Annotated in this window: 9 protein-coding genes, 11 tRNA genes, 1 rRNA gene and 1 other annotated feature; of the genes, 20 read left to right on the forward strand and 1 reads right to left on the reverse strand. The window is 31.7% G+C overall.

The genetic code is table 11. The annotated features are described in order from the left end of the window. Positions 1-28: 28 nt before the first annotated feature. From rrf to KQI38_RS18960, 15 genes are all read left to right on the forward strand, one after another. A 5S ribosomal RNA gene (gene rrf, locus KQI38_RS18890) occupies positions 29-145 on the forward strand. A gap of 110 nt (positions 146-255) precedes the next feature. After that, positions 256-330 (forward strand) — tRNA-Asn (locus KQI38_RS18895). Between the two features lie 21 nt (positions 331-351). After that, positions 352-439 (forward strand) — tRNA-Leu (locus tag KQI38_RS18900). A gap of 36 nt (positions 440-475) precedes the next feature. Continuing rightward, positions 476-552: transfer RNA gene (locus KQI38_RS18905), tRNA-Met, on the forward strand. A gap of 56 nt (positions 553-608) precedes the next feature. Beyond that, positions 609-683 (forward strand) — tRNA-Glu (locus tag KQI38_RS18910). Positions 684-697: 14 nt separating this feature from the next. Continuing rightward, positions 698-773 (forward strand) — tRNA-Val (locus KQI38_RS18915). 122 nt (positions 774-895) lie between these two features. Next, a tRNA-Asp gene (locus KQI38_RS18920) sits at positions 896-972 on the forward strand. Between the two features lie 109 nt (positions 973-1,081). Then, positions 1,082-1,157: transfer RNA gene (locus tag KQI38_RS18925), tRNA-Thr, on the forward strand. A 40-nt stretch (positions 1,158-1,197) separates the two neighbouring features. Then, positions 1,198-1,282, forward strand: a tRNA-Tyr gene (locus tag KQI38_RS18930). 16 nt (positions 1,283-1,298) lie between these two features. Beyond that, positions 1,299-1,373, forward strand: a tRNA-Gly gene (locus KQI38_RS18935). A 67-nt stretch (positions 1,374-1,440) separates the two neighbouring features. Further along, positions 1,441-1,514: transfer RNA gene (locus KQI38_RS18940), tRNA-Gly, on the forward strand. 3 nt (positions 1,515-1,517) lie between these two features. Beyond that, positions 1,518-1,594, forward strand: a tRNA-Arg gene (locus KQI38_RS18945). 1,546 nt (positions 1,595-3,140) lie between these two features. Further along, a complete protein-coding gene (locus tag KQI38_RS22890) occupies positions 3,141-3,251 on the forward strand; it encodes a phage holin family protein (RefSeq protein ID WP_216562231.1) in 111 nt (36 codons plus the stop codon). Positions 3,252-3,315: 64 nt separating this feature from the next. Further along, a complete protein-coding gene (locus KQI38_RS18955) occupies positions 3,316-3,999 on the forward strand; it encodes an N-acetylmuramoyl-L-alanine amidase family protein (protein ID WP_246565926.1) in 684 nt (227 codons plus the stop codon). Positions 4,000-4,356: 357 nt separating this feature from the next. Beyond that, positions 4,357-4,905: a flavodoxin family protein gene (locus tag KQI38_RS18960; protein WP_216562233.1), complete on the forward strand. Its 549-nt coding sequence runs from the start codon at positions 4,357-4,359 to the stop codon at positions 4,903-4,905. A gap of 235 nt (positions 4,906-5,140) precedes the next feature. On the opposite strand, the gene KQI38_RS18965 is transcribed toward KQI38_RS18960, so the two are convergent. Beyond that, positions 5,141-5,935: an MBL fold metallo-hydrolase gene (locus KQI38_RS18965; protein ID WP_216562235.1), complete on the reverse strand. Its 795-nt coding sequence runs from the start codon at positions 5,933-5,935 to the stop codon at positions 5,141-5,143. 264 nt (positions 5,936-6,199) lie between these two features. Continuing rightward, positions 6,200-6,445, forward strand: a binding site (T-box leader). A 353-nt stretch (positions 6,446-6,798) separates the two neighbouring features. On the opposite strand from KQI38_RS18965, the gene asnA reads away from it, so the two are divergent. The 5 genes from asnA to KQI38_RS18990 all read left to right on the forward strand — a co-directional run bounded on the left by asnA (position 6,799) and on the right by KQI38_RS18990 (position 11,507). Further along, entirely contained in the window at positions 6,799-7,779 is a 981-nt protein-coding gene (gene asnA / locus KQI38_RS18970; RefSeq protein ID WP_216562238.1) for an aspartate--ammonia ligase, read from the forward strand. Between the two features lie 123 nt (positions 7,780-7,902). Further along, a complete protein-coding gene (locus KQI38_RS18975; RefSeq protein WP_216562239.1) occupies positions 7,903-8,355 on the forward strand; it encodes a GNAT family N-acetyltransferase in 453 nt (150 codons plus the stop codon). Positions 8,356-8,545: 190 nt separating this feature from the next. Continuing rightward, positions 8,546-10,207: a glycosyl hydrolase family 18 protein gene (locus KQI38_RS18980; protein ID WP_216562241.1), complete on the forward strand. Its 1,662-nt coding sequence runs from the start codon at positions 8,546-8,548 to the stop codon at positions 10,205-10,207. A 49-nt stretch (positions 10,208-10,256) separates the two neighbouring features. Continuing rightward, the gene (locus tag KQI38_RS18985) at positions 10,257-10,793 is read left to right on the forward strand and encodes an O-acetyl-ADP-ribose deacetylase (protein ID WP_216562243.1); all 537 of its coding nucleotides are present in this window, start codon (positions 10,257-10,259) and stop codon (positions 10,791-10,793) included. Between the two features lie 69 nt (positions 10,794-10,862). Further along, positions 10,863-11,507 (forward strand): zinc dependent phospholipase C family protein, encoded by a 645-nt coding sequence (locus tag KQI38_RS18990; RefSeq protein ID WP_216562245.1) that lies wholly within the window; start codon positions 10,863-10,865, stop codon positions 11,505-11,507. The last annotated feature ends 43 nt before the right edge of the window (positions 11,508-11,550 follow it).

Consider the following 11,550-nt stretch of genomic DNA (forward strand, 5'->3'; position numbering starts at 1 on the left):
CATGAAAATTGTATAGAAGTAGTTTTCGTCTGGTGACGATAGCAAGATGGACACACCTGTACCCATACCGAACACAGAAGTTAAGCATCTTAACGCCGATGGTACTTGGTTGGAAACGACCTGGGAGAGTAGGAAGTTGCCAGGCTTTATGACCTAACCCAATGAGCTTTAGCGAATTGCAGGTAGGTCAAAGGCAATGAGCACCAAATTTGCATGACCAAAGGGAGTGTGCAAATTTGAGTTGCGAAACTGCATTCTTGGGTAGCTCAATGGCGGAGCAACCGGCTGTTAACCGGTAGGTTGTGGGTTCGAGTCCCACCCCAAGAGCCAAAGAAATATAAGGCAATGTATGCCGGGGTGGCGGAACTGGCAGACGCACAGGACTTAAAATCCTGCGACCCTTAAAGTCGTACCGGTTCGATTCCGGTCCTCGGCACCACAAAGATTTATAAAATAGCTGTAAAGAGCAGCGTGACGCGGGATGGAGCAGTCTGGCAGCTCGTCGGGCTCATAACCCGGAGGTCGTCGGTTCAAATCCGGCTCCCGCAACCATAATTTACTTAGCACCCGAAGGGGTCAAGCATTACATAAAAGACGGATGAAAATAAGGCCCCATGGTCAAGCGGTTAAGACATCGCCCTTTCACGGCGGTAACCCGGGTTCGAATCCCGGTGGGGTCACCATAAAAAACATATATGGGCGCATAGCTCAGTTGGGAGAGCACCTGCCTTACAAGCAGGGGGTCACAGGTTCGAGCCCTGTTGTGCCCACCATTATGACCTAACTTAACGAACGATAGTGAGTTTTAGTAGGTCAAACGCAACGAGCACCAAATTTGTACGACCGATAGGGAGTGAACAAATTTGTGTAGCGAGACTGCGAAAAAAATATTTGCGGCCTGGTAGTTCAGATGGTTAGAATGCCAGCCTGTCACGCTGGAGGTCGAGGGTTCGAGTCCCTTCCAGGTCGCCATTAATCAATTAGCAATTCACGATGCACAATGCACAATTAAGAAACATTCTGAGCAAAACGAGAAATTTTGGTTTGAAAGTTTGATTTTTCAATTGTGAAATGAGTAAGTGCTGGCGTAGCTCAATCGGCAGAGCAACTGACTTGTAATCAGTAGGTTGGGGGTTCAATTCCTCTCGCCAGCTCCATTAATCTACAATGTAGTCCTTTAGGGCGCTTAAGTGATGAGGAGGAGTACCCAAGAGGCTAAAGGGGACGGACTGTAAATCCGTTAGCTAAGCTTTCACTGGTTCGAATCCAGTCTCCTCCACCATTAATTTATTTTATATGCGGAAGTGGCTCAGTGGTAGAGCATCGCCTTGCCAAGGCGAGGGTCGCGAGTTCGAATCTCGTCTTCCGCTCCACAAATTCTTATGAAGAGTATATATTCTTCATTTTTTTAACTAATATAATAGCTTTATAATGAATTATGCGGGTGTAGCTCAGTGGTAGAGCCCCAGCCTTCCAAGCTGGTTGCGAGGGTTCGATCCCCTTCACCCGCTCCATTTGTACCCTTAGCTCAGCTGGATAGAGTGTCTGGCTACGAACCAGAAGGTCGGGGGTTCGACTCCCTCAGGGTACGCCAAAAAGACATAACTTTCCGTCAATGGGAAGTTATGTCTTTTTTTATATTATATAATATAGCATGATGTGATACATTTCAGCTTATTACATTTCAGCTTATTACATTATTTTGGGCATGAGCGAACACTGTCTATACATATGTAGTCTATGTATAAAGATAGTAAAATAAGTCAGTGTATGGGGCATCACACTAGATATCTAGGAAAAGAGTTAAAATATCTGAGAAACTAAAAACATTTAATTAATATATTGTTTTATGAATATTATGAATATGTTGTTTAATATCAAATAAATAGAGATAAGAAATCTAATATGATGTATCCAAAATGTGAAGAGATAGATATTAAAGACTAGGCTACAAAAATAATCTAGAGTTTTTAATTAAAACTCATTATTTCAGAAAATTTCGACCGAGTATATTGGGTTTAGGTAAGAGTAAATTATGGTGTTAATATAAATGGGGTTATATAACGTATGATTAAGACGTTTTAAGTCGAAATAAAGGCTTGTTTGTAAGTTTAGGATAAAACCTATAAAATAAAAGGGACTTTTAGTAGCTCCCATGAGATAAAATTTAGCCCAAAATTAGCCCATTAGTTTTTGATGGAATGAAACTATAAAGAACTATATTAGACATGCAATGTTGAAATCAAGCAGTTTTTAAGCTATAACTAACTATATAAAACTATATTTATAGAGCTAGAAGGTCGGGAGTTAGACTCCCTCAGGGTACGGCAAATTTGTCAGGCCGAAAAAGATGCAAGATTATATCTTTTTCAGCCTGATTTTTTATTGTATATTAGATTTGGAAAAAAGTAATATAACAAATAAGAAAACTAGAGGAGGGACGGTTTCATGATTGAACAAATTATTCAAGAAGAGCGTTTTTATTTCATAAGTAATGACTATACCTGCACTGGTGCATATATTCACCATTTGGTGTACATTGCAAATATAAAATAGAATGGTTTTTATTTATAGCTGTTAAGGAACTTAAAAAAAGTATAAAAAAGAATCGGGGACAAGCCCCGATTCCATTATTCTAAATTAGAAGAAATCACAGTTAAAGAAAATAATCACTAGAATTAAAAAGAAGAATAGTAAAGAAGTGTCCATACCACATTCTCCACCAAACCAACTACCACGAACTTTATTGTCAGTCATAACAAATACCTCCTCCTTAATATATCAGCAAGTGAGGATTAAAATAAGAAATAATTATTATATTAGGATTCTTTAGATCCTAATACATTATATGGCGAATGATGCTAAAGTGTTAATTATTATTTTAAAAATAGTGATATAGTGAGTTAATCCAGATAAAAGCCTGTATAGAAAAAATATCACTACTAGGAGTATGAGGAAATTAGTTCAAGTGAGGTCCTATATAATCATAATAAATATACTCATAAATGATAATAAAAATTTATAAAAAATTAATTGAAGATGAAGAAAAAATTCATATATTTAAAAATGGAATTAAAAGTAGGAATATCAAGGGGTTTGGAATAAGCAGAAATATGTAAGAAAGACATGGATTAATTATAGTGTTAATATCTTATAGATTAGACATATATTTTGAGACAAGTTTCATAAAATATACAGTAATAATAGGATATATTGTAAATGAATTATTATCTATAGCTGAGAGTACATAGTTAAAGGGAGTATATTCCTCTACAATATCTCAAGCTATTGATATATAGAGAAAGGAGAATAATAATGAGAGTATTTTTAGATGCAGGGCATGGAGGCAAAGATCCAGGAGCATTAGGTAATAGTTTACGAGAAAAAGACATAAATTTATCCGTAGCTTTAAAAGTAGGTGAAATTTTAAAAAGATACAATATAGATGTGCTATACTCAAGGACTACAGATATATTTGTAGAACTTCTAGGGAGAGCGACTATGGCTAATAAAGCTAATGCAGATATATTTGTATCTATACATTGTAATGCAGATGAAAGTGTAAATGCTAAAGGTGTGGAAACATATAGTTATCCTAGTAGCAGTAAAGGTACTACACTAGCTAAATATATTCAAGACAGTATACTACAAAATAAAGTATATACATTAGACAGAGGAATAAAAATAGCTAACTTTGCAGTATTAAGACAAAGTACTATGCCAAGTGCATTAATAGAGTTAGGGTTTATTACTAATATAGAAGATTGTAAAATTCTAAGAGATAAACAAGATGAATTAGCCTTAGCAATATCCAAAGGAATTTTAAATAATCTGGGAATTAAAGAAACTACAGATGTAGAAAACTATAGTGTTTGGGCAAAGGAAGCTATGGAATGGGCAATAAAATTAGATCTAACTGATGGAACAAGTCCTAAGGAACCTGTCACATTAGAAAGATTTATAACAGTTCTCCATAGATATAATAAGACTCTAGAGTAATCTAGGATATTTTGTTTTAAATAGAGAAGAGACCTACTTAAAGGTCTCTTTATATATGGGGGTGTTTTATCTATTTGGGTGAACTAAGATAACGAACTTTTGATAAGGCATGTATAATGCCTAATATTATTATATTAATTTAACTAAATTATGTGAAACAAATATCTAACTTATAGAATAAAAGTTAATTTTGTAAATGAATCACGATTAACTCAGAAGTCTGAGAGTTAGATACTCTATAATATCTATTGAAAGAAAGTAATATATTTTTTTGCGCTTATATGGTAGAATCCTGATATATTGTACATCAGTTTTAAGATGTAAATCTATAGATTGTTTATAGAAGGGAGTAAAAAGATGAAAACATTAATATTTAATGGTTCTCCAAGAAAAAATGGTGATACTGTGAGTCTAATAAATATAGTCTTAGAAAATTTAAAAGGCGAATATAAAATTATCAATGCATATGATAATGATATTAATCCATGTACTGATTGTAGATATTGCTGGGAAAATGCAGGCTGTTGCATAAGTGATGGGATGCAGAAGATATATAAATATATAGAAGAGTGTGATAATATTTTAATTGCTTCACCAATTTATTTTTCAGAATTAACAGGAGCTTTGTTAAATATAGGTAGTCGCTTACAAACATATTTCTGCGCCAAATTCTTTAGAAAAGAAAAACCGATTAAAAAGGCAAAAAAAGGTGCAGTAATTGTTGTAGGTGGTGGTGATGGTAATATTAATAAACCTTATGATACTGCTTGTTGCTTACTTCGTCATATGAATGCTTATGATATTTTACCAGTAGTATTTAGCCATGATACAAATAATAAACCTGCTAGAGAAGATGAAACAGCGTTATTGGGAGTGAAAAATATTTTAAAATACTTTAATGAATAGTATTTTATTATGAGCAGAACACCTATTTTAAAGAGAATAATATAGTACATTAAAGCGTTTTTCAAATAGCATTATCAATAAAGAAGACAGGCAAAATGGTCATAATTCGGCTGTCTTCTTTGCGAATAAGCGAAAGGCAACCTCAAAATGGGACTGCCTTATTGCAATGTAATTGGGATTAGCTTTAATGGATCAAAAATCACTCATATCAAGTGAATGCTCATAATTCTACAAATTAGGCTTCAATTGTTTCTCCACATGACAGATAAAACAGATTGGATATTTGTTGTGATAGAAACTGAAATGCTTCTGTTCCCGTGCAATGACATGTATAGAATTGGGTTTGGATGTACTTTTTCAACTCTTGTGCAATATCATTTAATAAGGCTATGGATACGGTTTTCTTAGTCAATGGATTGAACAAGTGATAGCCACCAACACATAGTTGTGGATGATATGATTTGGCTTTTTCCATAATATTCACAATACCTGCATGACCACATCCCATTATAAGTGCTGTTTGATTTTCTTTAATGATTAAGTTGTGTTCGTGCAAAAAATCATCTTTTTGACCTTTTGCAAATAGAGCATCATTCGCTTTAGAATAACATTTATCTGTGTGGCTTACAGTAAACAGGCTTAACTCATCATCAATTTGGTAGTCACCTTCGACTAAGACAACCTGCGGATGGTTTTCAAGTCTATCGTCAATACCAATACTCACTTTCAGAAAAATGAACTTGCTATAATGTGGCTCAAATGCTTTCTTTTGCACATAAATTTTAGCAGTTGTGTTGATTTGCAAAAACCGACTTAAAGCTCCTCCGTGATCCATATGCCCATGTGAGATAATAACTGTGTCAACCTTAGAAAGATCAATACCTCTTGTTTTAGCATTATCAAAAATAGTATTGTCAGGACCTAAGTCAAATAGAATTTTATGATTTTGTGTTTCTATGTATAATGATAAACCATGTTTGGCTTTTAATTCACATTTAGTTTGATTCTCAACCAATGCCGTAATTTTCATACTGATCCTCCATGCAAGATTATATAAGTTTGCTTTATAAGCATATACCGTTTGAAAAAAATTTACTTGGTAATATATATGAAAAGTTTACCATAATAAAGTGAATGCTTCAAGATTTAATTTGTGACATTGATAGGGCAGTTAATTCAATTATTTTGATTACATTTTTCATTTAGAAACTAGTTTACATAAATAAAATTTAAAAATATTTTTATTTTCTCTTGACTTTAGTTAGATATCACGCTATACTATTTATAATTTAAAAATAACGCTTTGATAGAAAGAGTAGTTTATTGAAGATGTTATAGAGAATCGGTGATGGTGGAAATCCGATACAAATCAATAAGCGAAGAACATTCTTGAGCATCTAACCGAAATTGTAAAAGAGTAGGCCTAGACGGGAATAGCCTGATATCGACTATAGAGTATCGACTGTAAAGTCCGTACTTATTTAAGTGAGCTTATTGCTAACTAAGGTGGTACCACGGAATTTAACCTTTCGTCCTTTATTTGGATGAAAGGTTTTTTTATGATCTAACTCAGTGAACGTAATGAACTAAAGGTAGGTCAAACATACCATTCGCTTCGTTGTCCGTTTTGTCTACAATTCGCTATGCTCATTGGACAAAAATGCAATGAGCACCAACCTTAATGTAGAATTTATCATTAAGAGTGCCTTTAGAGGCAAATCCATACGAATGTAGACCCCAGCGGACACTACTGAATTATACCCTACGGGGCAGATAGAGGTAGCGAGTGAATAGATTTGAGTTGCGAAACTGCGTAAAATGACCTGAAGAAAGCAAACAAAGGGGAGGTTATTTTTGTTTGTTATTATGAATTTTAAATTAGGAGGAAGAAAGATGAGACAGTTAAATCCAAGAGAAACTCAAATAGCAATAAAAGAAATAAAAGATTATTTTGAGAGAAAATTATCAGAAAAACTAAATTTAATTAGAGTATCAGCTCCATTATTTGTAACACCAAAGAGTGGATTAAATGATAATCTTACAGGAGTAGAAAAAGCAGTGTCTTTTGAAATGAGAAAATATAATGAGAAGATTGAAATAGTACAGTCCCTAGCAAAATGGAAGAGATTAGCATTAAAGTGGTATGGATTCCATATTGGTGAAGGGCTTTATGCAGATATGAACGCTATACGCCCAGATGAAATTTTAGATAATATACACTCTATTTATGTCGATCAATGGGATTGGGAGAAGGTAATAGGAAAAAGTGATAGAACGACAGACTATTTAATTAAGATAGTAAAAGATATATATGATGTTTTTAAAGAAACTGAAAGGTATATAAATAATTTATATCCGAAAATTTTTACCCATAAATTACCGGAAGATATAAAGTTTATTACTACTCAAGAACTGGAGGATCTATATCCTAATGAAACTCCAGAGAAAAGAGAACACCTTATAACAGAAAAATATGGAGCAGTATTTCTATCAAAGATTGGACGAAAATTGAATTCAGGTAAACCTCATGGAACAAGGTCTCCTGATTACGATGATTGGAACTTAAATGGAGATATTATATTTTGGAATCCTACAACAAATGCTGCTTTAGAATTATCCAGTATGGGGATAAGAGTTGACGAGGAAGCATTAAAAGAACAATTACAAATAGCTGATGCTGAAGAAAGAAAATCCTTAGAATACCATAAGCAATTGTTAGATGGGGAATTACCAGCTACAGTTGGAGGTGGAATTGGTCAATCTAGAATATGTATGTTTTTTTTAGAGAAAAAACATATTGGAGAGGTTCAGGCATCGGTTTGGACAGAAGAAATACTACAGGAATGTAGAGAGAATAATATATTCCTATTGTAGAAATATCATTATAAAAGTTTGTTTTGAAATCCATTGATAGTCAAGTTCTTTTGAAAAGTTAAAATTATAGGAATTTATACTTAGAAAGAAGTATTTATGATTAAATAAAGGGTGGAGATACTGATGTTTGAGTTCAAAGATTTTGATTTTCTAACAGATGGTGAGATTGATTTAAGAATAGAAGATAAAACACCTTCTAATGAAGAAAAAGGATATTTGCCAGCATATAAATATAGGATTACCATGCATAATTCAAATGATAGCATAGGTAATATTGATATTCGTATTGGATATAATGAGAATATTTATTATGGTGGTAATATTGGCTATAGTATTGAACAAGCTTATAGAGGCAATAATTATGCGACAAAGGCTTGTGAAATTATTAAACAAGTAGCAATTGCTCATGGAATGGATAGATTGATAATAACCTGTAATCCAGATAATTTTCCATCTCGAGCAACTTGTGAGAAAGTAGGTCTTAAACTTAAAGAAATAATAAATTTGCCACCTTATAATGAAATGTATCAAGATGGAGAGAGGCAAAAATGTGTATATGAATGGAGTTTAAAATAATAGTTCTTCATAATTTTTTACTTTATATATTAACAGGTAGTCTAGATTTAGGTTTAAACTTGACTACTTGTTTTAGTTCATATGATATATAACTAAATTAATATTAATTGCATTTGTATAAACGTATACTTTACATTATACTATGTAAGTAGGATAAAATATTATTTTGCTCAGACAAGGGGGGAATAAATTGAAAAAAAATGTATTAATTCTGCTTTTAATATTAATTTTAGGTGGAAGTATTGGTGGATTTATTTATTATGAACAATATATAAGTCCTAGTCGAAAAGTAATTGCATATTCTGACGATTTATATTTAATTGTTGAAGATCAGGAGGTAGATAGTGAAGATGCAGTGCTATTTTACGAGGATATATTGTATATTTCATTTCCAACTATTGAATATTTTGTAGATAATGATATATTTTATGATGATTCAGAAGAAACATTAATAATTACTGATAAAGAGAAAGTTCTTAGATATAAATTAGATGATACGACTGCAAGTGTTAATAACAAAGAATTTCTTATTACAAATGTAATAAGAAAATTTAATGAAAAGATATATATTCCTATAGATATAATCTTAAAAAACTACAGTATAGATATTAGTTATTTTGAAGAAACAAATGCTGTTGTACTTGATTACGGTGACATAATTTATTTAAAGGGTGAAGTTATTGGAGAAGATGCTGTAATAAGAAGTAATTTGGATATAAGATCGCCTATTGTAGCAAAAGATATCAATGCAGGAATGATTCTAAATGTATATGCAGAATATGAATCTTGGTATAAAGTAAGGACCATAGATGGAATACCAGGATTTATTGAAAAAAAATATTTAAAAATAAATTATACTAAAGATTTGTTTAAAGTAGAAAAATCTATTGAGGAAGACACTCAAGGTATAGGCAGAGAAATTATAAATCTAACTTGGGATTATACCTATAGAAAGATACAAAATGCAGAAGGAATAGATGAAATTCCTGGCATTAACATAATATCACCAACATGGTTCTCTATTACAGATAATAATGGAAATATATTAGATAAAGGAAATATAGAGTATGTGAAAAAGTATAATGAGTTGGGCTATGAAATTTGGCCATTAATTAATAATAATTTTGATCCAGATTTAACTCATGAACTTTTATCTAAAAGCAGCATGAGGGAAAAATTGATAGTAGATATATTAAATCTTTATGGAGAATATGGATTTCAAGGGATTAATATTGATTTTGAGAATGTACATTTAAAGACTAAGGACTTCCTTACTCAATTTTTAAGAGAGTTATATCCAGTATTTAAAGAAGCTGGAATGAGCGTATCTATGGATGTGACAGGTATGTCCACATCTGAAAATTGGTCTTTATGTTTTGATAGGAAAAGGCTTTCGGAAGCTGTTGATTATATGATTCTAATGGCATATGATCAACACTGGGCTAGTAGTCCTATTGCTGGATCAGTGGCAGAATACCCATGGGTTGAGAAAAGTATACTAGGTGTATTGGAATATATTCCCAATGATAAGCTAATCTTAGGAGTACCTTTTTATACAAGGTTATGGATAGAAAAAGAGGGAAAATTATCTTCTCAAGCATTGTCAATGGAAACGGCTAATAAGTTTATATTAGAAAATAATATTAATTTAATTTGGGATAATAATTCTTTACAATACTATGGGGAAATAGAAAAAGATAATATTATATATAAAATATGGTTAGAAGATGCAAAATCCTTAGATAAGAAAGCTTCATTAATCCATAAGTATGAATTGGCTGGTATAGCCTCTTGGAGAAAAGGTTTTGAAACTGCTAATGTCTGGGATAGCTTGGATAGAGCATTAAATTAATATATAAAATAAGAAATAGATTTAATATTTAATTTATAGGAGTGATTTTATGTTTAAATATAAAGATGCACAAATCAAGACTATATTAGGAGATATAACAAAAATAGAGGTAGATGCTATAGTAAATGCTGCTAACAACACCTTATTAGGAGGTGGAGGTGTTGATGGTGCTATTCACAGAGGGGGAGGAAAAAGAATATTAGAACAATGTAAAAAGATTGGGGGTTGCCCTACTGGGGAAGCTAGAATAACTACAGCTGGAGATCTTCCAAGTAAATATGTAATACATACAGTAGGCCCAATATATAAAGATGGAATATCAGGAGAGGAAAGATTATTATATAATGCTTACTATAGTTCTCTAAATCTTGCTAAGGAATATAATATCAAAACAATTGCATTTCCATCTATATCAACTGGAGCATATGGTTATCCCATTGAAAAAGCCATGAAAATTGCAATAAAATCAGTTATAGATTTCATTGATAAAGAAAAGATTGATTTAGATATCACCTTTGTTCTTTTCAATAATGATGATTTTTTACTGTATAATAATTATCTAAATGAGAAATTATTACAATTTTGATATATATTTTATGTTGACTTTATTTTCTAATTATTATACTATAAGTGGGACGTAAGTTTTTGCAAAGGGGTGTTTAAAATATTCTCAGACTCTCATAAAATTATTGCATCGAAAATATATGATAATGTATTTGATATATATGGTTTAAAATTAGATAAAGAAAAATTATTGTGGGGATCAGTGTGTCCTGATATACTGCCTCAATATAAATTTATTAGACATTATAAAGATGAAAGCTTAAATTATATTGCTAAGGAAATTATGAAGGTCATATTTATTAGTAGATATCTAGAATTCAATAAAATGCTAGATCCATTAGCAATAAAAATATTGAGTAAAAAGATAGGAATAATCTCTCATTATTTAAGTGATTATGTGTGTCTTCCCCACGCAAGTAGATGGACATTTATGGATAGTATGATAAAACATATAAAATATGAATCACAATTAAATGATTTTGCGGTAAATCATGATTTTAAAAAGAATGTAATTAATATTGATGATTTGGATATATATGATATTCCTACAACAAAGTTAAGAAATACTATAAAAGAATATATTGATAAAGTTGTAGAAGAATATTCATTAAAAATAGGTTTTAAGAACGATTTGAATTTTGCACTCTCTCTAAACCTAAAAATATCCTACTTCATATTAGATACTATTACAGCATACTCAGATGAAATAGATAGTCATTTTGCGTTAGAATTTTAATTTTTAGATATATTTCTATAAACAAACCTTTTAAATAAAAATT

The organism is Tissierella carlieri (assembly GCF_018917285.1).
Classification (GTDB): Bacteria; Bacillota; Clostridia; order Tissierellales; family Tissierellaceae; genus Tissierella; species Tissierella carlieri.